General features: G+C 44.0%; 18 protein-coding genes. 11 read left to right on the forward strand and 7 right to left on the reverse strand.

Annotation, left to right across the window (positions count from 1 at the left end; genetic code table 11):
• The first annotated feature begins 25 nt into the window (after nucleotides 1-25).
• From WG943_RS17930 to WG943_RS17940, 3 genes are all read left to right on the forward strand, one after another.
• The gene (locus tag WG943_RS17930; protein WP_340411105.1) at nucleotides 26-550 is read left to right on the forward strand and encodes a DinB family protein; all 525 of its coding nucleotides are present in this window, start codon (nucleotides 26-28) and stop codon (nucleotides 548-550) included.
• A 217-nt stretch (nucleotides 551-767) separates the two neighbouring features.
• Nucleotides 768-2,207, forward strand: a complete 1,440-nt coding sequence (locus WG943_RS17935) for an SLC13 family permease (protein ID WP_340411107.1) — start codon at nucleotides 768-770, stop codon at nucleotides 2,205-2,207.
• Between the two features lie 265 nt (nucleotides 2,208-2,472).
• Nucleotides 2,473-2,655 carry a hypothetical protein gene (locus WG943_RS17940; RefSeq protein ID WP_340411108.1) on the forward strand — a complete coding sequence of 61 codons (183 nt, stop codon included), beginning with the start codon at nucleotides 2,473-2,475 and terminating at the stop codon, nucleotides 2,653-2,655.
• A gap of 132 nt (nucleotides 2,656-2,787) precedes the next feature.
• Here WG943_RS17940 and WG943_RS17945 read toward each other — a convergent pair whose 3' ends face one another.
• From WG943_RS17945 to rpsF, 7 genes are all read right to left on the reverse strand, one after another.
• Nucleotides 2,788-3,201 (reverse strand): cupin domain-containing protein, encoded by a 414-nt coding sequence (locus WG943_RS17945; RefSeq protein ID WP_340411110.1) that lies wholly within the window; start codon nucleotides 3,199-3,201, stop codon nucleotides 2,788-2,790.
• 321 nt (nucleotides 3,202-3,522) lie between these two features.
• Nucleotides 3,523-6,054, reverse strand: coding sequence for a replication restart helicase PriA (priA, locus tag WG943_RS17950; protein ID WP_340411112.1), 2,532 nt, complete (start codon nucleotides 6,052-6,054; stop codon nucleotides 3,523-3,525).
• A 197-nt stretch (nucleotides 6,055-6,251) separates the two neighbouring features.
• Nucleotides 6,252-8,318 carry a thioredoxin domain-containing protein gene (locus WG943_RS17955; protein WP_340411114.1) on the reverse strand — a complete coding sequence of 689 codons (2,067 nt, stop codon included), beginning with the start codon at nucleotides 8,316-8,318 and terminating at the stop codon, nucleotides 6,252-6,254.
• A 97-nt stretch (nucleotides 8,319-8,415) separates the two neighbouring features.
• On the reverse strand, nucleotides 8,416-9,399 hold the full coding sequence (locus WG943_RS17960; RefSeq protein WP_340411116.1) for a GSCFA domain-containing protein: 984 nt from the start codon (nucleotides 9,397-9,399) through the stop codon (nucleotides 8,416-8,418).
• A 164-nt stretch (nucleotides 9,400-9,563) separates the two neighbouring features.
• On the reverse strand, nucleotides 9,564-10,007 hold the full coding sequence (rplI, locus tag WG943_RS17965) for a 50S ribosomal protein L9 (protein WP_340411118.1): 444 nt from the start codon (nucleotides 10,005-10,007) through the stop codon (nucleotides 9,564-9,566).
• Between the two features lie 12 nt (nucleotides 10,008-10,019).
• Nucleotides 10,020-10,271 (reverse strand): 30S ribosomal protein S18, encoded by a 252-nt coding sequence (gene rpsR / locus WG943_RS17970; RefSeq protein ID WP_007652662.1) that lies wholly within the window; start codon nucleotides 10,269-10,271, stop codon nucleotides 10,020-10,022.
• Nucleotides 10,271-10,639, reverse strand: a complete 369-nt coding sequence (gene rpsF / locus WG943_RS17975) for a 30S ribosomal protein S6 (RefSeq protein ID WP_340411120.1) — start codon at nucleotides 10,637-10,639, stop codon at nucleotides 10,271-10,273. The genes rpsR and rpsF overlap by 1 nt, the downstream gene beginning before the upstream one ends.
• Nucleotides 10,640-11,138: 499 nt before the next feature.
• Here rpsF and WG943_RS17980 point away from each other — a divergent pair, with 499 nt between their 5' ends.
• From WG943_RS17980 to WG943_RS18015, 8 genes are read left to right on the forward strand one after another with little or no spacing between them, the layout of a single operon-like run.
• The gene (locus WG943_RS17980) at nucleotides 11,139-12,458 is read left to right on the forward strand and encodes a c-type cytochrome (RefSeq protein WP_340411122.1); all 1,320 of its coding nucleotides are present in this window, start codon (nucleotides 11,139-11,141) and stop codon (nucleotides 12,456-12,458) included.
• 42 nt (nucleotides 12,459-12,500) lie between these two features.
• A complete protein-coding gene (locus tag WG943_RS17985) occupies nucleotides 12,501-15,491 on the forward strand; it encodes a TAT-variant-translocated molybdopterin oxidoreductase (protein ID WP_340411124.1) in 2,991 nt (996 codons plus the stop codon).
• Between the two features lie 21 nt (nucleotides 15,492-15,512).
• The gene (nrfD, locus tag WG943_RS17990) at nucleotides 15,513-16,940 is read left to right on the forward strand and encodes an NrfD/PsrC family molybdoenzyme membrane anchor subunit (RefSeq protein WP_340411126.1); all 1,428 of its coding nucleotides are present in this window, start codon (nucleotides 15,513-15,515) and stop codon (nucleotides 16,938-16,940) included.
• A complete protein-coding gene (locus WG943_RS17995) occupies nucleotides 16,933-17,457 on the forward strand; it encodes a DUF3341 domain-containing protein (protein WP_219878104.1) in 525 nt (174 codons plus the stop codon). The genes nrfD and WG943_RS17995 overlap by 8 nt, the downstream gene beginning before the upstream one ends.
• Nucleotides 17,457-18,095 carry a c-type cytochrome gene (locus WG943_RS18000; RefSeq protein ID WP_340411130.1) on the forward strand — a complete coding sequence of 213 codons (639 nt, stop codon included), beginning with the start codon at nucleotides 17,457-17,459 and terminating at the stop codon, nucleotides 18,093-18,095. The genes WG943_RS17995 and WG943_RS18000 overlap by 1 nt, the downstream gene beginning before the upstream one ends.
• Nucleotides 18,096-18,120: 25 nt before the next feature.
• Nucleotides 18,121-19,395: a quinol:cytochrome C oxidoreductase gene (locus WG943_RS18005; RefSeq protein WP_445323649.1), complete on the forward strand. Its 1,275-nt coding sequence runs from the start codon at nucleotides 18,121-18,123 to the stop codon at nucleotides 19,393-19,395.
• Between the two features lie 24 nt (nucleotides 19,396-19,419).
• Nucleotides 19,420-20,490, forward strand: coding sequence for a cytochrome c oxidase subunit II (locus WG943_RS18010; protein ID WP_340411134.1), 1,071 nt, complete (start codon nucleotides 19,420-19,422; stop codon nucleotides 20,488-20,490).
• Between the two features lie 19 nt (nucleotides 20,491-20,509).
• Nucleotides 20,510-22,333 carry a cytochrome c oxidase subunit I gene (locus WG943_RS18015; protein WP_340411135.1) on the forward strand — a complete coding sequence of 608 codons (1,824 nt, stop codon included), beginning with the start codon at nucleotides 20,510-20,512 and terminating at the stop codon, nucleotides 22,331-22,333.
• The last annotated feature ends 5 nt before the right edge of the window (nucleotides 22,334-22,338 follow it).

Below are 22,338 nucleotides of genomic sequence, written 5' to 3' on the forward strand. Positions count from 1 at the left end.
CGTGGCGTAATAACCACAGTAAAAGATGGCTACGATCATAACATACCCAGCAGCCGATGAGTACAGCGGCTATGTTGGCAACTACATAAAAGAGGCAAAAGCCGACGATCTTATTGAAGGCCTCACAGCCAGTTACTCCTTTATAGCAGGCCTGATGCAGGGACTTACAGAAGAGCAGCTGCTGCACCGCTACGCCGAAGGCAAGTGGAGCGTAAAAGAATTGCTGGTACACATGCTGGATGCTGAGCGTATCTTCTCGTACCGCGCATTGCGTTTTGCCCGCCAGGATAAAACTGCCCTGCCAGGTTTTGATGAGAATGCCTATGTTGGTCCATCTAAAGCCGACAATCGCGATATCAATTCTATACTTGCAGAGTATACCGCAGTCAGAACCGCTACTATCGAGTTATTTAAGAGCTTTGACGAAGAAGCCCTAAACCAGAAAGGCATCGGCAGCGGACTGGAGGTAAGCGTGCGTGCCATTGGCTATACCACACTCGGCCACGAAATCCATCACCTCAGAATTCTGCGTGAGCGGTACTTAGTGTAAAGTATTAATTCTTATTGAAAGGGAGGCCTCTGTAAAGCGTAAAAGCTGCAGAGGCCTTCTTGTTTTTGGATATAGAGGCGCATTCTGATGAAGGAGGCAAGAGCTGGTTGGGCAGGAACAGCTAATCCTTAATCCTCAGCAGTTTTTATACTTTACGATGGCTAAATTCTTATATTTAAATAAATTAGCTACTTGCAAAGTATAATTCCACCTCCTTATGCAATTATCCCGCAGAAATACAGGTCTTCTACTGGCTCCCGTTCTGGCTATACTTGTGTGGTTTCTGGCAGCCGGCTTACCCTACGAGGCACGTATCGTGGCAACCATTATGGTATTCTGCCTTACCTTCTGGATGACGGAAGTAATACCGCTCTCCATGACCGCTTTTCTGGGGGTGCTGCTGGCGGTAATGGTGGGAGTGGCGCAGATAGAGACAGCCTTTCAGAACCTGGGCCACCCGATTATACTTCTCTTTATCGGCAGCTTTTTGCTGGCCCGCTCTATGACCCGCCACGGCCTCGATAAGCGGATTGCCTTGTTTATACTTTCACAGCCTTTCTTTCAGAAGAGTCTTTTCCGGTTGTTCCTAGGCTTCTCCCTAGTCTCCTTTGTGCTATCTATGTGGGTGAGCAACTCGGTTACTGTTGCCATGCTGTTGCCGCTTATACTTGGCGTTACGCAACTCGTCTGCCACCAGGAAGAAGGCAAAGACACCTCTGTATACTTTCTGTTGGGCATAGCCTATAGCGCTTCCATCGGGGGCATCAGTACTATCATTGGCTCACCTCCAAACCTGATCGGTGTGAATTACCTGGCACAGCAGGGCGTACGGATAGATTTTCTGCAATGGATGTTGATGGCCATACCTGTTTCTTTATCGATGTATGGTGGCATGCTGCTGTACATGTACTACTTCCTGAGCAAGAGCGGCTACAACCGCGATCTGGTAAAAAATTATGTGCAGGAGGAGGTGAGCAATAAAGAAAAGCTGAAGAAGGGGGAGCTGATAACCATGGGCGTGTTTACTGTAGCGGTTATACTTTGGCTCTCACCCGGTTTCCTGAACCTGTTTGGGTTTGAAGAGGCTTATACTTTTATGAGTACTTATTTTGCTGAAAGCACGGTTGCTGTTCTGGCTGCGCTGCTGCTGTTCCTTATTCCACCCGGCAAGGAGAACGAAGGTAAGGGAACAATTACCGCTGATGACCTGGTAAAGATAGACTGGGATACGATCCTGCTTTTCGGGGGAGGTATGGCCTTGGGTCAGCTGGTAGTATCATCGGGGCTGGCAGATATTATTGGCAGGGGCATAACTACCTTCGTAGACCCCGATCAACAGTTCATGCTAATTTTTATACTTGTGCTGCTGGTGCTGTTCCTGACGGAGGTAAGCTCCAACACAGCTATTGCCATTACCTTTGTGCCCATCATTATTGGGGTGCTGCACGAGATACAAGTGCCTTTGCTTTACCCTGTGCTGGGTGTTGTGCTTGCCTGTAGCTTTGCATTTATGTTGCCGGTAGCCACGCCGCCTAATGCTATTGTGTACGGCAGCAAACAGGTGCCAATCGGAACAATGGTGCGTACAGGCTTACTTCTGAATCTTTTTGGTGCCGTGCTCATTACTATGTGGGTAATGCTATACATGGCATTATAACATAAACAGGCTTCTCGCTATTATTTCTTATCTTAGATGTATAAATCAATTTTACATGAGGAATAACACACCACTCAGGTTCATACTATCAAGTGTCTGCTTCTTAATGGCCGGACTAAAGCTGAAAGAACTGTTGCAGGGACCGGGCAATTATGCTTGGCAGGATTTGTTCTATATCTTTATTTTTACAGCAATGGGCTTGCTATACATTTACCTTTTACTAAAACAGCGGGACAACACCTCTTCCTAAAAGATAACTATTTTCATGCAAAATCGCCGACCATACCGCATTATCATGACCATTGTGTGCTTTGTGTTTGCAGCACTTAACGGTTATAAAATAATACAAGGAAACTATACTTCTGTAGATGTGTTTCTGCTGATCGTTTTCCTGGCTTTTGGTACAATTTACCTGTTTATACTACTGCGCAAGAAGAACGATGCCTAAAAGGAAAGTATAAAAAAGGAAAAACCTGAAAGTCTAACTATCTGGGAAGATAAATAAGACTTTCAGGTTTTCAACTTTTAGCCAAAGGTATCTATTTATACGGGAGGGGTTTGGCGGTAGTTGCAATTTTAATTAAAAAAGTGAATAAAAATTTTGAGCAGGTCGTATTTGCTCAGCTTTCTCTTCATAAACCACAGCTTTGAAGGCTTCGGAGCCCACATTTACTGTGTTGTATCTGGTGGCATCAGTCCAAATTAAGTCCCCGACGTTAACTTTAATTTCTTCAATTTTACCCTCCGAGGTAGTTACCTTCAGCGTGCCTGCCGTAGCCGCATAAGCTTTTTGGCCTGGATGGGCATGTACATCGGCAAACTCACCGGGCTTCAGTTCTATTTCCCAAAGCCGCATGCTGTTATTGTCCAGTAATTGAGAGAAAGTTTTGGCTGTGCCATTAGCAGCGCAACCGTTTTCAGGGTCTCCTGCCCAGGCAGTTGCTGCCATTAACACAAGAGCAAGGGTGGCAGCAGTTTTAAATACTTTTTTCATAGTTGTAGATAATAAATTAAGTAGAGGTATAATTAGTAGATAGGTATATAACCAGCAGATGATTTAATGTAATTGCGCCGGTAACTGTGGTGTATAAATAATACGCCTGGCAGTAACTCTATATTTTATACTTTTTAACATTTAACTTTTTCTTAACAGCTACAATCATTTTAGCTAACTAGTTATCAACCTTTGCTTTATAGATGTATAGAAAGATAGAAGGGTTGCTTAGGCTGATGTTAAAGAAAAGTTAAACTGGCAGACGCACAGATTTGCCATACAAACTGCATGTTAATAAAGGCAAAAAGAGAGTATGGCGTCCTATGCAGGATCTACATCAGCCACTACACGCACGTCTTTAAAATCGGGGAGGAGCTTCAGGTTGAAAATTGCCTGCGCGATCTGGCCTTTCGCGGTACGCAGGTTGGTTGTTTCACGTGGCAGCTTGATGTGCACCTCCTGCAGGAACAGGTTCCGGATCTTGAAAATATATGGCACCTCCGGCCCCAGCACTTGCTGCTTGCCTAACCTGTCGGTTAAGTCCTTGGCCAGCACAATGGCCGCATTCTCTGCAACGCGTTCATCGGCATGCTTTACGATTACCTTTATCATCCGCACAAAAGGAGGGTAGCCAAAGCGCATACGCTCATCAATCTCGTGCTCATACAGACTCTGATAATCGTTGCTGCGCACTTTTCTAAAGATAGGCTGCAGTGGATCGCGTGTTTGAATGATAACGGCTCCTGGCTTCTCTTTACGGCCTGCACGTCCGCTTACCTGCACAAAAAGCTGGTAAGCCCGCTCATGCGCCCTAAAATCGGGGAAGTTAATGATGGTATCGGCGTTAAGTATGCCTACCAAGCTCACATGCTCAAAATCGAGGCCTTTGGTTACCATTTGCGTGCCCACCAGTACATTGGTCTTGCCGGTTTCAAAATCTGCGATGATTTGCTGGTAACTGTTCTTTTTCTTGGTAGTATCCAGGTCCATGCGCTGCACGTCGGCACTTGGCAGGAGCAGCTTCAGCTCGTCCTCTACCTTTTCGGTACCAAAGCCCATACTTTTAAGCGTGGTGGCGCCGCAGGCAGGGCAATCGTGGGGCATACGTTCATGGTAGCCGCAGTAGTGGCAGCGTAGTTCGTTGTTATACTTGTGGTAAGACAGGCTAACGGCGCAATGCTTGCATTTAGGTATCCAGCTACACTCGTCGCAGCTGATGAACGGGGCATAGCCGCGGCGGTTCTGGAAAAGTATAACCTGCTCTTTACGACTCAGTCTTTCCTCGATGGCGGTTAACAATTTACCGGAGAAATGGCTGTGCATGTTTTTACGATGCTGCTCCTCGCGGGTATTCACCAGCTCGATATCCGGCAGTTGTGCCTCCCCAAAGCGTTTAGTCATCTCTACCAATCCCCAACGGCCGGTTTTGCAGTTATAATAGGTTTCTACAGATGGTGTGGCAGAACCTAACAAAGTTTTAGCACTTTGCAAATGCGCCATCATCAGAGCAGTTTCACGGGCATTATAGCGTGGAGCCGGGTCGTACTGCTTGTAGCTGGATTCGTGTTCCTCGTCAATAATTACCAAAGATAAGTCGTGGAAAGGCAGAAACACCGAAGAGCGCACCCCAACCACCACCTGGAAGCGGCCCGAAAGTATACCTTGCCATACTTCGGCACGCTCGTTATCTGAGAACTTGGAATGGTAAACGCCCAACTTCTCTCCAAAAACTTTCATCAGGCGCTGCACAATCTGCGCAGTAAGCGCAATCTCTGGAAGCAAGTATAACACCTGACCTCCGCTCTCCAACGCATGCTTTATCAGGTCGATATATACTTCTGTTTTACCGCTACCCGTAACGCCGTGCAGCAACACCGTATCCTTCTCCTTAAACTGCCCTAATATCTCGTCCTTCGCTTTTGCCTGGTGCTCCGATAAGGTCATGGGAAGCAACTTGTGCTGATGCTCCACGGGAAACCGCGACACCACTTGGTCAAACTGTTCCAGCACGCCTTTCTTAATAAGCGTGTTGATAGACGAAGCCGACAGGTGAGGCGAATTAGTAAGTTCGTTTTTTGCGATGCCTTTGTAGTTCAGGTGGATGTCCTGGTGCACGGGCACCTTCTGGAGGTAGTTGAGCAGCACGTCGAGTTGCTTAGGCTGTGGCGCCAGCTGGTTAAACAGCTCTTCCAGCATGCCTTCGTCCTGCACAAAATGCTCTGAAATGCGCACCTTCTTCACCACTTTCGGAGAGAATTTATCGCTTACCTGCTCATAAATTATGATCGCCTCCTTTTGGATAAGGGACTTTATAAATTTGTGGTAGCTTTTGATCTGCAGCAGGTTGCCAACATCAGTAAAAGTAAGTGCCTGATTTTGCTGCAGTGCGTAAATAATCTTTTCCTCCTGAGGAGCAAGTATAAGTTCATCCTCTTCGGGGTTATAATGCGGGTGCAATTGTATACGCGACTCGCTGCTAAGCTTAAGAGCAGCTGGCAAGGCAGCATTTATCACCTCGCCTAGGGTACACATGTAGTAATCAGCAATCCACTTGAAAAGCCTTAGCTGTGGTGTGGTGATAATGGGTTTATCATCCAGCACATCCAAAATATACTTTGCCTGGTAATCTGCAGGGGCATTCTGATGGATCTCGGCCACGATACAACTTAACACCTTCTTTGACCCAAATTGTACAATTACCCGCGCACCTACCACTACCTCGTCGTTCATCTCAAACGGGATGCGGTAAGTATAGAGCTTCGGCAAAGGCAATGGCAGAATCACATCAGCAAAAAAGGTGATGCGCTCCACGGCCTGCTCCGGCGGATAGTTAAAGTTGAGTAGCTCTGACAAAGGGTGTATGTATACTTACTTATACAAAGGTCGGAAAAAAGGAGGTAATTGCTAAATGCCTGATCGGTGAATTGTTTGCTCGTGATCAGGTAGCCTTACTGATAAAATGTGTTTTTTCTTATAGATGATAAGTATGCAATCTTTTTAACGCGAAACTACGGCTTGCAAGTAATTTATATTGTAACTGCTTGTGCAAGCTAAAGTGCTGTAAATTTCTCGCTTTTTTGTTTGCCGCTTAATTGTTCCAAGGCTTCTGCGGCAGTGTGTACCGGAAACTGGCAGGACTTGTTAAAACATACATAAAAGGTTGTTTTTCCGCCGATGGCCTCTCTGTGCTGCAACAGGGGCAGATTGCTTGTTTCTGTGGTACCGGCTAGTAGCATGTTGGGCAGGTAAAAAGAACTGATTTCGGCGCGCATTTCAGGTGCATCGGGGCCTACAATAGCTACTTCCGCTGTATCTGCTAGCTTGTAGTAATAAAGGATGGCCCAATTGCTTAAGTGAGATGGCTCTTTCAAAATGAGGTCTTTCATGCGAGAAAGCATATTCTCTGAAAGCTCAGTATAATGTTCTGCATCAAAGTATAAACCGAGCAGGTGCAGGTTTATAGCCATAGCAGAGTTGGATGAAGGCATCACATTATCGAAAAGTTCTTTTTTACGGGCAATCAATTTTTCAGATTCCTGATCTGTGAAGTAGAACATACACTCCGCTTCATCAAAGAAATTTTCTAAAGTATAATCCGTTAGCTCCTTTGCCTGCTTTAGCCAATCCTCGTTAAATGTTACTTCATACATTCTTATAAAGGCATTGATGAGTAAGGCATAATCTTCTAAAAAGCCATCAATGGTAGCTTTACCGTTTTTGTAATTGTGATACAGCCTATTGCCTTTCTTTAAGTTTCGAAGTATGAAGTCTGCATTACGAATGGCCAGTTTTAGAAAATGCTTGTTACCAAATGTATAGTAGGCATCGGCAAGGCCTTTCAGCATAAGGGCATTCCAGGAGCAGAGTATTTTATCATCAAGCCCCGGCCTTACCCGATTTGCCCTAACTTCCATGATCTTTTCTTTCCAGTTCTGCACCATATCCTGCAGCACTTCCAGCTCCAGTTCGTTTTCTTCGGCAAAGGCTTCGTCGCTGATGCGGCGGTGTAGTATGTTGCGGCCGTGCTCAAAATTTCCGGCTGCGGTTGCGTGGTAATACTTAGAGAACAAGGGCTCCTCGGATTCGAACAGCCGGTGTAACTCATCCTTTGTGAAAGTATAGAATTTTCCTTCCTCGCCTTCACTATCTGCATCCAGCGAAGAATAAAAACCTCCGTCTGAACTCATTAGCTCCCGCTCTACAAAAGCGATGGTTTCATAAACAACATCGTGGTACAACGTTTCCCTGGTAGCTTGATAAGCCTCTGCATAAAGTGAAATCAGTTGGCCATTGTCATAAAGCATTTTCTCAAAGTGTGGCACCAGCCATTCCTCGTCTACAGAGTATCGGGCAAAACCACCGCCAATTTGGTCGTATAAGCCGCCATAGGCCATTTCTCGGAGCGTAAGGTGCAGGTGTTTTAATGCTTTTTCGTCTTGGGTGTGGTGGTGGTAACGCAGTAGCCATAGGTAATTGCTTGGCATCGGGAATTTAGGGGCAGGAGAGAAGCCTCCATACTTTTTGTCGAAGCGTGTGCTAAGGCTGCTGAATATTTTTTGCAGATCCTCCTCCTGTACTTGTAATTGGCTTTGCTTTAGTCCGTAAGCCTCCAGTTCGCTTTGGTTAAGGTGCTCTGCAAACTGTTTCGCTGATTCGTTAAGTTCTGAGCGATTATTAGTATAGGCATTCGCAATATTGCGCAATAGTGCTAACCATTGTTGTGGCTGAAAGTAAGTACCACCATAAAACGGCTTAGCTTCTGAATTCAGGAATACGTTCAGGGGCCATCCGCCTTGTAAACCCATGGCATGTACGGCAGCCATATAAATGGCATCTACATCTGGTCGTTCTTCCCGATCTACTTTTATACAAACGAAGTTTTGGTTCATCACCTCCGCAATTTTCTCGTTTTCGAAGGATTGATGCTCCATGACATGGCACCAATGACAAGCTGCATAGCCAATGCTCACAAGTATGGGTTTGTCTTCCTGTTTGGCTCTGCTCAAGGCATCATCTCCCCACGGATACCAGTCCACAGGATTATAGGCGTGCTGCAGAAGGTAAGGGCTACTTTCGTTGATCAGGCGGTTTGCTCTCTTGTCTTTGCTTTTTGCCATACATTTACCGGTTTAATCAGAAACACTTAATAATAAGTACGGACCTGCAGTGCAAAAGTATTGTGCGGTAGCTTTTAAAAAGAGCTAGTTATTTGTTTTAACGTGATGTCATTTGCTCTTGTAGCATATGTTGCTCCTCCTTAACACTAATACCATATATGTGCGATATTTCTTCTAGTTGTTTAACAGTGTTTCCTAAAAAAGCCTGATGTCCTTCAGACTTAGGGTGAAATGGCTTGTGAGCAAGTGCGCGTTTTATCTTTTCCCACTCCACAACAAACTTCTGAAACGGCTCATTATAATAAGCTTTGATAAACTTACCCCAAATATAATCCTCAGCCAGTGTGGTAGGGTGCAGCATATCATCTTTATAGTAACGATAGTCGCGCAGGTCATCCATCATTATCTCGTAAGCCGGAAAGTACAGCACCTCCTGATTAGCCTCCTGCATGTAGTGGGAGAGCAGGCGTAACTGAGCCTTACTAACACTGTTCATGGTTAGTGTTTCTTTTAAATGGCGTACAGGGCTTACTGTAAAAAGCACTTTTAGCTTAGGGTTTATACTTTTGAGCTGGTCTAGTGTCTGTTGAAAGTATAAACTTGTGCTATCGAGTTGGAGTAGCGCACGTTTGAAATTTTTGGCTGGTAGCTTGTGGCAGTTAGCAACAATGTTCCCTGTTTCTACAAGTTCATAGGCTATTGCTGTGCCAAGCGTTATTATCAGTAGAGAAGCATTTTGCAGGTACGATGCAGTATTTTTAAGCCTTTCATCTATAAGTTCCAGCAGTTGCTCTTTACTAACAGCAGAAATAGAGGAGTGTAGGTCGTAAGCATACCAAATACCGTTGTGTTGAACTAACTGTTGCTCAAAAGTATGGCTTTGCTGGATGGCAGCCTGTATAAGTCGGCATACAGAGATAGGATTAAAAATTGTACCGAAAGGGTTTGCTAATACATCCACTTTATTTTGCTTAAGCTTCGTACCGATAACTTCAGCAAAGCAGGAGCCAAGTGTCACAACCTTATCCTGAAGAGCTAAGCCTAAACCCGTTTTCTGCACAGTTATTTCGGTACGAAACATAGTAGTATGATTATCAATTAAAGTGTAAACTAATGTATAGCAGCTGATGAGAACTTTCATCCTCATCTAAATATACTTAGAAGGGGTGAAGTTTGATGAGAACAGATATAAAAAAAGCGCTCTGCCTTACAGACAGAGCGCTTTGATAATAGTCTTTCTAAAGCTTATTCAGCTACCACATTAAATTTAACCTGGTGCTTCACTTCTTTGTGCAGGTTAAGAGTTGCAGTATATTCACCTGCAGACTTCACGTCCTGATCAAAAGAAATACGCTTACGGTCTACGTCGAAACCTTTAGCCTTAAGAGCATCAGAAAGCTGAAGTGTAGTAACTGAACCGAAGATTTTGCCAGTCTCGCCAACTTTAGCCGGGATCTCAAGAGTCAGATCACCGATGTTGTTAGCCAACTCCTGTGCATCACCTTGGATTTTCTCAGCTTTGTGAGCAGCCTGACGGATATTCTCAGCAACAACTTTCTTGTTTGATGAGCTAGCGATAACTGCCAGACCCTGTGGGATAAGGTAGTTACGGCCATATCCTGGCTTTACTGTTACTGTATCGTTTTTGTAGCCTAAGCCCTTAACGTCATCTTTAAGTATTACTTCCATCGTTTGCCCTCCTTATTTTAAAGAATCTGTTACATAAGGTAAAATAGCAAGGTGTCTTGCTCTGGCAACCGCCTGAGATACTTTGCGCTGGAACTTCAGGCTAGTACCTGTAAGTCTTCTTGGAAGAATCTTACCCTGCTCGTTCACGAACTTAAGCAGGAAGTTACCGTCTTTGTAGTCGATATACTTAATTCCGCTCTTCTTGAAACGGCAGTATTTCTGACGGTTTTCTTGTTTGTGTACTCTTTCGTTAACTAAGCTCATTACCCTTTAACCTCCTCTTTTTTAGCTTGTGATTTGAACTCTCCGTTTCTTCTGCGCTCGTTGTAAGCAACAGCGTGCTTATCAAGTACAGTTGTTAAGAAACGAACAACTTTTTCGTCACGGCGATAAGCAAGCTCAAGCGCATCAATGATGTTCGTTGTAGCCTTAAACTCGATCAGGTGATAGAAACCTGTAGACTTCTTCTGGATTGGATAAGCCAGTTTGCGAAGACCCCAGTTCTCTTCGTGGATAATGTCGGCGCCATTTTCCTTAAGCACCTGTCTGAACTTCTCGACCGTTTCTTGCATCTGAACATCGCTCAATAGCGGAGTCAGGATGAAGACCGTTTCGTAATTTCTCAATTCCATTCGGTTCGATATATAATTTTAAATTTAGCGTGCAAATATAGGGGGAAAGATTATGATAAACAAGTAAGTGCTTATATAATAAGTGAAGCTAAAGTATAGAAGGAGGTATGACTGAGAGCTGTATTAAGAGTCAGGGTTTAGGTGATAATATATTATTATATATAAGCTGACAAAGCAACTTAAACATATAAGAGTAGAAGTTGTTTCTAAATAAATTTTTTGGATCTAACACAGCTTAGTAGAGTGTATAAAAAAGCCGTTAAGCTTTAGGCTTTATCTAAGGGCGAGAGGTAATACAGTGCAAAGAATATTATTTAAATCAATTCTAAATAATGGCCTCTAGTGCTCAAAAAATGAGGTTTTAGCAAATAGTTGGGGGTGTAATTTAGTGCAATCCAAAAATACACTTATTCTATTTGATTAATGGATTTCGCATAGTAGATTTGTGCCCGTAAAGTAAATTCACCATTATACTAAACACACACAAGTGATCTTGGCTATGATTAGCTGTATATTAAAAACTAAATCCAAAATCTTTTTTGCCTTCTTACTTGCGTTGGTAGTTTCTTTTGGCGCCTTTGCCCAGGAGCAAGCTAGCGAACAGGCTGAAGTAGCAACAAAAGGAGTAGAGCCCGGTGCTACGCAAGGCGCAACCACTGATGCAACCCCTGCAGGTGATCCTGCTGTGATTGATGCAGGCGAAGCCCTTTTCAAAAACAACTGCGTAGTTTGTCACTCTGCCGGTTCTGACGTTATAGTTGGGCCTGGTCTGCAAGGCATCACACAGAAGAGAAACGAAGGCTGGTTGATCAAGTGGATCAAAAACTCACAGGCCCTGATCGCTGCAGGTGATAAGGATGCTGTAGCCATTTATACTGAGTACAATAAGCAGGCGATGCCTTCTTTTGCGTTCTCTGACGATGAGGTAAAGTCTATTCTTGCCTATATCGAATCTGGTAAAGGTGTTGCTTCTGCTCCGGTTGCTGGTCCTGAGGGAGCTGCCCCTGGCGAAAACGTTGGAACAGAGGCTATAGGCGCAGTTGGTCAGTACCTGGATATTGTACTTGTAGTGCTGATTGTAGTGCTAATTGTATTAGTGGTGACACTTTTACTTATCACTTCGCTTCTTAGGAACTATCTTAACAAGAACCGCAAACTGGATGAGTACGATAACGAGGTGGTAAACCAGCGTTTCGACTTCTCTAAGATCTACAAATCAAAAGCTGTACGCACGCTTGTAGTGCTGATCTTTGTGGTAGTGCTGTTAGACCTTACAATTGATAAAGTAATGGGCATCGGTATTCAGCAGGGGTATGCACCAAAGCAGCCAATCGCTTTCTCGCATAAACTGCACGCCGGTGAGCACCAGATCAACTGTAACTACTGCCACACAACAGTTTACGAGAGCAAGAGTGCTAGTATTCCATCAGCAAACATCTGTATGAACTGCCACAGCCAGATCAAAACAGAGTCTCCTGAAATTCAGAAGATCTACAGAGCTATTGAGCGTAACAGACCAATTGAGTGGGTGCGAATTCACAACCTGCCTGATCTGTCATACTTTAACCACTCGCAGCACACACAGGTGGGTGGTGTAGAGTGCCAGACCTGCCATGGTCCTATTGAGGAAATGGATGTTGTTTACCAGTATTCTCCATTAACAATGGGCTGGTGTATCGACTGCCACCGCGAAACTCCGCTTAACACAGAAGGCAACGGCTACTACGACAAACTGGTAGAACTGCACGAGTCTTCGTCTAAAGGAGCCTTTACGGTGTCATCGAATGGTGGTACAGAGTGTTCTAAGTGCCACTATTAATCAATATCATTTCATTTAGTATTCGAGTTTTCTAGATATAATATGCAAGACAGAATAAAATACTGGAAAGGAATTGAGGAGTTAAATAACACTCCTGAGTTCGCGAAGCACGCTCATAACGAGTTTCCAGAATTCCTGCCACTAGACGAAGCGAAAGGTGAAGGCTCGTCTTCTAACGGTAAAACGCAGCGCAGGGACTTTTTGAAGCTTCTTGGCTTTAGTGTGGCTGCTGTTTCTCTGGCTTCTTGCGAGGCCCCTGTGAGAAAAGCAATTCCTTACTTAAACAAACCAGTAGATGTAGAGCCAGGTGTAGCTAACTGGTATGCTTCTACTTACTACCTGAACGGTGACTATAACAGCATTCTTGTTAAGACACGTGAAGGCCGTCCGATCAAGATCGAACCAAACCCTTCTTCTTCAGTAACGCCTTACGGTACCAGCTCCAGAGCACAGGCATCTCTACTGGGTGTTTACGACAACAACCGTCTTCGTTTCCCTTTAATTAAAGGTAAAGAAGCAAAGTGGGAAGAAGTAGATAAGCAAATTGCTTCTCGTTTAGCTTCTGTAAGCGGCAAGGTAGCGTTAGTTTCATCAACTATCATCAGCCCTTCAACCAAGCAGCTGATCGATGAGTTTGGTTCACGTTTCGGCAACTTTGAGCACGTAGTGTATGATGCAAATTCTGCTTCTGCTCTATTGGCAGCAAACGGTGGCGTATTCCCGGGTTACGATTTCAGCAAAGCTAACATCATTGTAAGCATTGGCGCTGATTTCTTAGGTACATGGGGTGCACCAATCCCTTTTGCAAAGCAGTACATTCAAAACAGAAAGATTGATGCCGACAACCCTACGATGTCACGTCACTACCAGTTCGAAACAATTCTTTCGATGACTGGCGGTAACGCAGATATTCGTGTGCCAATAAAGCCTTCTGAAGAGGCGGCTGTGGTTACGGCTATTTATAACGGAATAACTGGTGGTGGATCAGCATCAACTAACGTTGGTGATGGCAAAGCGCTTGCAGCTGCGATCAGAGATCTTAAGGCTAATGCAGGCAAAGCCCTTGTGGTATCCGGCTCAAACGATCCGGGTGTTCAGGCAATGGTTACTGCCATTAACAAGGCGCTTGGTGCAGAAGGAACAACTATCGATTCAGCTTCTCCATACTTTACAAAGCAGGGTAACGATGCTCAGATGATCCGTCTGATCAACGATATGAACGCTGGCTCGGTAGGTGCTGTATTCTTCTACAACGCAAACCCGGCATTCGATCACCCACTTGCTGATAAAGTAGTTAGCGGACTTCAGAAAGTTGCTCTTAAAGTATCTTTTGCTGACAGAGCTGACGAGACTGCTTCCTTAGCAGACTTCGTTACACCGGACAACCATTACCTGGAGTCTTGGAACGACTTTGAGCCGAAGAGAGGCTTCCTGAGTATCGCACAGCCGGTGATCAGCCCGATCTTTACTACCCGCCAGATGCAAGATAGCTTATTGACGTGGAGCGGTAACAGCACCAACTTCTATGAGTATATCCGCAATAACTGGAGAAAAGTAGCAACCGGCGACTTTAACAAGTTCTGGGAGAAAGCCGTGCACGATGGTGTGGTTGAGAACGGTACAAGCATGCTGAAAGTGGCTGCTTCTACTGCAGCTGCATCTACGGCAACAAGAACTGTTAAGCCAACTGGCATTGAGGCTGTCCTTTACGAGAAAGTGGGTATAGGTTCAGGTGCTGAGGCAAACAACCCTTGGTTGCAGGAGCTTCCAGATCCTATCTCTAAGGCTACATGGGGTAACTACGTAGCTATGCCAATCAGCATGGCAAAAGAGATGGACATTGTACAAGGTGATGTTGTGGCTGTAACTTTAGCTAACGGCAAAACCATTGAACTGCCGGCTCTTATCCAGCCAGGACAGGCGAACGGCACCATTGGTATTGCCATGGGCTATGGCCGCGAGCTTGAATCTGCTCCGGTAGCAAAAGGCCTGGGAGCCAATGCAATTGCTGTGGCTACAGTAGTTAACAACGGTTTATCTTACAGCAGCTCAGTTCAGCTAAAGAAAACCGGTTCAACCTCTCCAATCGCTCAAACACAGACACACCATACCATCATGGACCGTCTGGTAGTTCAGGAGAGCAACTTGACTAAGTATAAAGAGAATCCTAAAGAGGTAACAGAGTATATCCGCATTGCAACCCACGAAGGACCCGCAAAGCCGTCTGCTATCTCACTTTGGGATGATTACGAGTACAAGAACCACCATTGGGGTATGGTTATCGACCTTAACTCATGTATTGGTTGCGGATCTTGTACATTAAGCTGTAACGTAGAGAATAACATACCAGTAGTTGGTAAAGCAGAAGTTCTTAACCGCCGTGAAATGCACTGGATGCGTATCGACAGATACTACAGCGCAGTTGAGCACGAAGAAAAAGACTATGCCACTATGGAAAATCCGGCAGAAAACCCTTCTGTTATTTTCCAGCCAATGATGTGCCAGCACTGTAACCACGCACCATGCGAAACGGTTTGCCCGGTTGCTGCCACTATGCACAGCTCTGAAGGTATTAACCAGATGGCTTACAACCGCTGTGTTGGTACACGCTACTGTGCTAACAACTGCCCTTATAAAGTACGTCGCTTCAACTGGTTTGCTTATGCAAACAACGACAAGTTCAACTTTAACGAGCCAATGAACAACGATCTTGGCAAGATGGTGTTGAACCCGGATGTAACTGTTCGTGGCAGAGGTGTAATGGAGAAATGCTCGTTCTGCGTTCAGCGTGTACAGCTCGGTAAACTTGAGGCTAAGCGCGAAAACAGAAGACCTAAAGACGGTGAAATAGTAACAGCTTGTGCACAGTCTTGCCCAACTGAAGCGATCGTGTTCGGTGATATGAAGGATCCAGAAAGCCGCATATCCAGAATCCTGCAGCGTCAGAAAGGAGAGCGTGCTTTCCACGTACTGGAGGAGCTTAACGTTCAGCCAAACGTAACATACCTGACTAAAATTAGAAACTTAGCTTAAAAATAAAATTTCGAGAGCGTTATGCAGCATGTATCTCCGATAAGAGAGCCTCTAGTAACGGGGGGTAAAACATACCACGACATCACCGAAGATGTCTGCAGACAAGTGGAGGCCAAACCCAACGCACGTTGGGCAGCCGCTCTTGCTGTATCGTTAATCGGCTTAGCTATATTTATGTACTCGGTTTACCGTACCCTGTGGTTCGGTATAGGTGAGTGGGGATTGAATAAGACAGTTGGCTGGGCATGGGATATCACCAACTTCGTGTGGTGGGTAGGTATAGGTCACGCCGGTACACTTATCTCCGCTATCCTTTTACTGTTCCGCCAGAAATGGAGAACCTCTATTAACCGTGCAGCAGAGGCGATGACAATCTTCGCCGTAATCTGCGCCGCGATGTTCCCAGTATTGCACATGGGACGCCCTTGGTTAGCTTACTGGGTACTTCCATTGCCAAACACGTTCGGTTCGCTATGGGTTAACTTTAACTCACCGCTTCTTTGGGACGTATTCGCAATTTCAACGTATTTCTCTGTTTCTTTAGTATTCTGGTACATTGGTCTTATTCCTGACTTTGCTACCATCCGCGACAGAGCAACAGGCCCGATTGCAAGAAGAGCATATTCCGTTCTTTCTTTCGGCTGGACCGGTTCAGCTAAAGCCTGGTCACGTTACGAAACAGTATCGTTGATTCTTGCAGGTCTGGCAACGCCACTTGTACTTTCTGTACACACGATCGTATCCATGGACTTTGCTACGTCTGTTATTCCAGGCTGGCACACGACTATCTTCCCTCCATACTTTGTGGCTGGTGCGATCTTCTCTGGTTTTGCCATGGTATTAACCCTAATGATCATTACCAGAAAGACTTTCAAGCTGGAGCATTATATTACGCTGGAGCACGTGGAGTCGATGAACAAGGTAATCATCCTTACTGGTTCTATTGTAGGTGTCGCCTATACTACTGAGTTCTTTATCGCCTGGTATTCCGGGGTGGAGTATGAGCAGTATGCTTTCATCAACCGTGCCTTCGGTCCTTACTGGTGGGCATACTGGTCAATGATGACGTGTAACGTAATTACTCCTCAGTTATTCTGGTTCAGAAAGATCAGAAGAAGCCTAACAGCCACGTTCATCATTTCGATCTTTGTAAACATCGGTATGTGGTTCGAGCGTTTCGTGATCATTGTAACCTCACTGCACAGAGACTACCTGCCATCTTCATGGGCAATGTTCTCTCCGACAAGTATTGACGTTGGGGTATATGTAGGAACCATTGGTCTGTTCTTCACACTTTTCTTCCTGTTTGCGAAATTCTTCCCGGTAGTAAACATGGCTGAGGTAAAAGCGATCCTGAAGTCATCTTCAGGTGTAACACACCACCCACACAAGACCATGCATGGTACTGAAAAGGATTTGAACACTAATACACATCACAGCAATGAATAAGAAATTTGTTCTAGGTATTTATGATGATGAAGATGTGCTGTTAACGGCCATCGAAAACATCCGCGCTGCCGGTACTAAGATTTACGATGTATTCTCACCATATCCTGTACACGGAATTGATGATGTGTTAGGTATAAAGCGCTCAAGACTACCGATCGTGGCTTTCTTCTGCGGTTTATTCGGAACATCGTTCGCACTATGGATGCAGATCTGGATGCTTGGTTTTGACTGGCCAATGATTATTGGTGGTAAGCCACACATCTCACTTCCGGCATTTATCCCGGTAACGTTCGAATTAACTGTACTTTGTGCAGCTTTCGGTATGGTAATCACTTTCTTTATTGTAAGTAAGTTAAAGCCATCGCTTCGTGTAAACGTGTTCGATAAGCGCTCTACAGACGATAAGTTTGTGATGGCTATTGAAGTGAAAGAGGGTGTTACTGATTTATCTGCTTTAAATAACCTGCTTCGCACAAACGGTGCAATAGAAGTTAATGAGAAGGAGGTAGTAAAATAATGAAAAGACTATCTATAATAGGACTAAGAGCCTCAGCCATACTTTTTTCATCTGCTTTGGTTGTTGCTTGCAGCAACGACCAGAATCCAGGACTTGAGTATGCCCCTGATATGTACCATTCTGTTCCACTTGATCCATATTCACAGATCAAAGAAAACAAGTTTAACCCAGGCGGCATGAACATGCGCCAGCCCGCTGAAGGTACAGTAGCGCGTGGTAAAATGGGCTATAACGATTACCTGTCAAAAGACGATGCTGAAACAGCTGGCGTGGAATTGAAAAATCCGCTTGCTGTAACTTCGGTAAACCTGGAAGAAGGTAAGGTATTGTATACCCGCTTCTGCGCTCCATGTCACGGCGAACAAGGAGATGGACAAGGTTTAGTAGGCCAGAAATTCAAAGGCGTACCTTCTTATACAGCAGGTCGTGTTGCTACGCTTCCTGGCGGCCATATTTACCATGTTATTGCAAATGGCAGAGGCCGTATGATGCCACATGGTTCGCAGGTAGACCCAACTGAGCGTTGGAAAATTGTAATGTACGTGCAGCAGCTTCAGAAAGGAATTACTGATACAGGTGCACCTGCTGATACAACTGGTACAGAAAACGGAACAGCTCCTGTAGCTGCTAACAACTAAGTCTAAGGCATAATTATAAAGGATAATGACAGAAGAAAGACTCATTATATCTAGAAAAACGAATAACAGGTTTTTCATGATGATTGCTATAGGTGTTGTGCTGCTTATAGTAGGTATATTGTTCATGGCTTTAGGCGGAGGTGATCACCACGAAGTAGCTGGAGGCCATGGAGAAGCTGCAGCAGTAGCTCACGAACCGGCTTCATGGGTAAAACGCTTACTTATGAACTTATGGTTAAATAACGTTTACTTTACAGGTATTGCGCTTTGCGGTGTATTTTTCGTGGCTGTGCAATATGTAGCTTACGCAGGATGGTCAGTGCTGATAAAGCGTATACCAGAAGCATTAAGTTACTTCCTGCCAATAGGTGGAGCAGTAATGTTATTAGTTTTCCTTTTCGGAAATCACGATATCTTCCACTGGACACATGAATATTTATACGACATCGATGATCCACGTTATGACCCGATAATTGCCGGCAAATCAGGGTACCTGAATTTCTGGTTCTTCCTGATCAGAATGGTTGTATACTTTGCACTATGGATCCTTTTCTTTAACTGGTTAAGAAGACAGTCGATTAATGAAGATCTTTATGGTGGTACTTCATACTATCATAAGAGCATCAGAATATCTGCTATGTTCCTAGTAGTATTCGGTGTGACTTCATCAACTGCAGCCTGGGACTGGGTTTTGTCTATTGACACACACTGGTTCTCAACCATGTTCGGCTGGTATGTTTTTGCAAGCTGGTGGGTATCTTCATTAGCAGCAGTAACACTTACAGTAATCATACTAAAGCAGAACGGATACCTGAAAATGGTAAACTCGAACCACCTGCACGATCTGGGTAAGTTTGTATTTGCATTCTCTATCTTCTGGACATACATATGGTTCTCTCAGTTTATGCTGATCTGGTACGCAAACATTCCTGAGGAATCTATCTATTTTATTGAACGATTGAGCGGAAGCCACGGCAAGTTTACCTGGATATTTTTCTTTAATCTTTTAATAAACTTTGCCTTCCCGTTCCTTGTTCTAATGACAAGAGATGCAAAGCGTCAAATGATCATGTTAAAAATCGTAACAATCGCCATACTTATTGGCCACTGGTTCGACTTCTACCTAATGATGATGCCAGGTACAATGCGTGGAGATGCAGGATTAGGATTTATAGAAATTGGTACGGCTCTTATTTTCCTTGGTGTGTTCTTAGTGACATTCACAAAAGGTTTGACAAAAGCATCCCTTGTACCGGTAAATCACCCGTTCTTAGAGGAGAGTGTTCACCATCATGTTTAGAGACTATACTAAAAGCGTTATATAATGATTACGTTCGCCATAGGTTTATCCATAGTTTTATTATTCGTTATTCTGTTCCTATTGTTCAGAATAGGTACGCTAGCCTCTATATTTAGAGGTTCTTCACAGCGTGCTGTTGGTACAACGAGAACCAGTAACCGCGTAAACAGTACACTTTTCCTTTTATTCCTGATTTTAGGTGGTGCTGCATTTGTTTGGTCATTTGCAGACTCTTGGGATACAATGAATCTTCCATTAGCCTCTGTACATGGTGAGTGGACTGATGATTTGTTCTGGACAACTATGATCGTTATTGGCGTGGTGTTCGTAATTACGCAAATCCTTTTATTCATTTACTCATTTAAGTACCAGCACAAAGATGATAAGCGTGCTTACTACTATCCGCATAATAACAAACTTGAAATAGTTTGGACTATGATACCGGCAGTAGTAATGGCATTACTTGTATTCGGTGGTTGGAAAACCTGGACTAAAATTACAAGTGCAGCCCCTGAGGACGCTGTTGTAATCGAGGTGATGGGTAAACAGTTCAACTGGATGGTACGCTATCCTGGTGCAGACGGGCAGTTAGGTGTAGCTAAACACACTCTAATTGATGCAACGAATGAGTTCGGAGTTGATTTTAGCGATCCTGCTGCTAAGGATGACTTTATGCCAATGGAAATACACGTTCCAAAAGGTCAGCCTGTACTTTTCAAAATTCGCTCAAGAGATGTAATTCACAGTGTTTTCTTACCTCACTTCCGTGTTAAAATGGATGCTGTACCAGGTATGCCAACTAAATTCTGGTTTGTACCTACGAAAACAACTGATGAAATGCGTAGCGAAACAGGCAATCCAGACTTTAAGTACGAGCTTGCTTGTACAGAGATCTGTGGACGTGGCCACTTTGCAATGCGCTACATTCTTGTAGTTGACGAACCAGAAGATTATCAGGCTTGGTTAGCAAAACAGACTCCCTTTGCAGAACAGAATCCAGAAGTTGTAGCTAAATTCTCGTCTTCATCTAGCCAAAAGACTGTTGCAGAGAACAATACAGTGGTAACAACTGAAGAAGTTAAATCAGAATTGTAGCATTTAAATACTTTTTAAAATGTCTAGTACAGATATCTCTATCCATACAGATGTGCATGCTCACGAAGAGCATGATCATCATCACGATCAGAACTTTTTTGAGAAGTACATCTTTAGCCAAGATCATAAAGTAATTGCTAAACAATTCTTGTTTGCAGGTATTTTTTGGGCTTTTGTTGGAGGTTTTCTTTCAATATTATTCCGTTTACAGTTAGGCTGGCCGGAAGCAACATTCACTTTTCTAGAGCCTATCCTAGGTGGCTGGATTGATAATGGTAAGTTAGATCCTGAGTTTTATCTTGCATTGGTTACCATGCACGGTACTATCATGGTATTCTTTGTACTTACAGCCGGTCTAAGTGGTACATTTGCCAATTTCTTAATTCCGCTTCAAATCGGTGCTAGAGACATGGCTTCTGGTTTCATGAACATGCTATCTTTTTGGATTTTCTTCCTAGCAAGTATAGTTATGTTCTGGTCTCTGTTCCTTGAGACAGGTCCTGCTGGAGGTGGTTGGACAGTCTATCCTCCACTAAGTGCATTGCCACAAGCTATTAAAGGTTCTGCTTCAGGTATGACAATGTGGCTTATCTCTATGGCATTATTTATTGTTTCACAGTTGTTGGCTGGTGTTAATTATATCACTACAATTATCAACTTGAGAACAAAAGGTATGTCAATGACAAAGATGCCGCTTACAGTATGGGCATTGTTTTTTACAGCAATCTTAGGTTTACTATCATTCCCTGTTCTTTTCTCAGCTGCGTTACTTCTTATTTTTGACAGAAGCTTTGGTACTAGTTTCTACCTATCTGATATCTATATCGCGGGTGAGGCTTTAACAAACACAGGTGGTAGCCCAATCCTTTTCCAGCACTTATTCTGGTTCCTGGGTCACCCAGAAGTATACATTGTAATTCTTCCAGCATTCGGTCTTGTTTCTGAAGTTATCGCTACAAACTCTCGTAAGCCTATATTTGGTTACAGAGCTATGATTGGATCAATGATCGGTATTGCAGTACTTTCATTCGTAGTGTGGGCTCACCACATGTTTGTTACAGGGATGAACCCGTTCTTAGGGTCAGTATTCATGTTCCTGACGCTTATAATTGCTGTGCCATCTGCCGTTAAAGTATTTAACTGGATAGCTACACTTTGGAGAGGTAATATCCGATTCTCAACAGGTATGTTGTTTGCAGTTGGATTCGTTTCTCTATTTATTTCTGGTGGTTTAACAGGTATTATTCTTGGTAACTCGGCTCTAGACATACAATTGCATGATACATACTTTGTAGTTGCTCACTTTCACCTCGTAATGGGTGCTGCTGCATTCTTCGGTATGTTCTGTGGGGTTTACCACTGGTTCCCTAAGATGTTTGGCAGAATGATGGATGAGAAATTAGGAGCAGTGCATTTCTGGTTTACATTCATATCTGTTTATCTAGTGTTCATGCCGATGCACTACATTGGTATTGCTGGTTTCCCAAGAAGATATTATAACTGGACTGGTTTTGAAACGTTCAACATCTTTACTGATATGAACACCTTCATCAGTTTAGCTGCTATATTTGGTTTTACTGCACAGTTCATCTTCCTTTTTAACTTCATTTACAGCATCTTCAAAGGTCGTAGAGCTACTGAAAACCCTTGGCATTCAAATACACTAGAGTGGACAACTCCTGTATTACCAGGTCACGGTAACTGGCCAGGTGAAATACCAACTGTTTACAGATGGCCATATGACTATAGTAAACCAGGTGCAGCAGAAGATTTTATACCTCAAAACGTACCTTTTTCTCAAACGCAGTCATCAAATCTGCCTAGCGAGAGAGAGTTAGAGTAAATTAT

It is taken from the genome of Pontibacter sp. H249, from assembly GCF_037892465.1.
In the GTDB taxonomy this organism is placed as follows: domain Bacteria; phylum Bacteroidota; class Bacteroidia; order Cytophagales; family Hymenobacteraceae; genus Pontibacter.

Excerpts from the sequence above, each read along its gene's own strand:
- WG943_RS18010 (WP_340411134.1), top strand. The coding sequence starts at position 19,420 with ATGATTACGTTCGCCATAGGTTTATCCATAGTTTTATTATTCGTTATT.
- nrfD (WP_340411126.1), top strand. The coding sequence starts at position 15,513 with ATGCAGCATGTATCTCCGATAAGAGAGCCTCTAGTAACGGGGGGTAAA.
- WG943_RS17945 (WP_340411110.1), bottom strand. The coding sequence starts at position 3,201 with ATGAAAAAAGTATTTAAAACTGCTGCCACCCTTGCTCTTGTGTTAATG.
- WG943_RS18015 (WP_340411135.1), top strand. The coding sequence starts at position 20,510 with ATGTCTAGTACAGATATCTCTATCCATACAGATGTGCATGCTCACGAA.
- WG943_RS17995 (WP_219878104.1), top strand. The coding sequence starts at position 16,933 with ATGAATAAGAAATTTGTTCTAGGTATTTATGATGATGAAGATGTGCTG.
- rpsR (WP_007652662.1), bottom strand. The coding sequence starts at position 10,271 with ATGAGCTTAGTTAACGAAAGAGTACACAAACAAGAAAACCGTCAGAAA.
- WG943_RS17940 (WP_340411108.1), top strand. The coding sequence starts at position 2,473 with ATGCAAAATCGCCGACCATACCGCATTATCATGACCATTGTGTGCTTT.
- WG943_RS17960 (WP_340411116.1), bottom strand. The coding sequence starts at position 9,399 with ATGTTTCGTACCGAAATAACTGTGCAGAAAACGGGTTTAGGCTTAGCT.
- WG943_RS17980 (WP_340411122.1), top strand. The coding sequence starts at position 11,139 with ATGATTAGCTGTATATTAAAAACTAAATCCAAAATCTTTTTTGCCTTC.
- WG943_RS17935 (WP_340411107.1), top strand. The coding sequence starts at position 768 with ATGCAATTATCCCGCAGAAATACAGGTCTTCTACTGGCTCCCGTTCTG.
- WG943_RS18005 (WP_445323649.1), top strand. The coding sequence starts at position 18,121 with ATGACAGAAGAAAGACTCATTATATCTAGAAAAACGAATAACAGGTTT.
- WG943_RS17930 (WP_340411105.1), top strand. The coding sequence starts at position 26 with ATGGCTACGATCATAACATACCCAGCAGCCGATGAGTACAGCGGCTAT.
- WG943_RS18000 (WP_340411130.1), top strand. The coding sequence starts at position 17,457 with ATGAAAAGACTATCTATAATAGGACTAAGAGCCTCAGCCATACTTTTT.
- rplI (WP_340411118.1), bottom strand. The coding sequence starts at position 10,007 with ATGGAAGTAATACTTAAAGATGACGTTAAGGGCTTAGGCTACAAAAAC.
- rpsF (WP_340411120.1), bottom strand. The coding sequence starts at position 10,639 with ATGGAATTGAGAAATTACGAAACGGTCTTCATCCTGACTCCGCTATTG.
- WG943_RS17955 (WP_340411114.1), bottom strand. The coding sequence starts at position 8,318 with ATGGCAAAAAGCAAAGACAAGAGAGCAAACCGCCTGATCAACGAAAGT.
- WG943_RS17985 (WP_340411124.1), top strand. The coding sequence starts at position 12,501 with ATGCAAGACAGAATAAAATACTGGAAAGGAATTGAGGAGTTAAATAAC.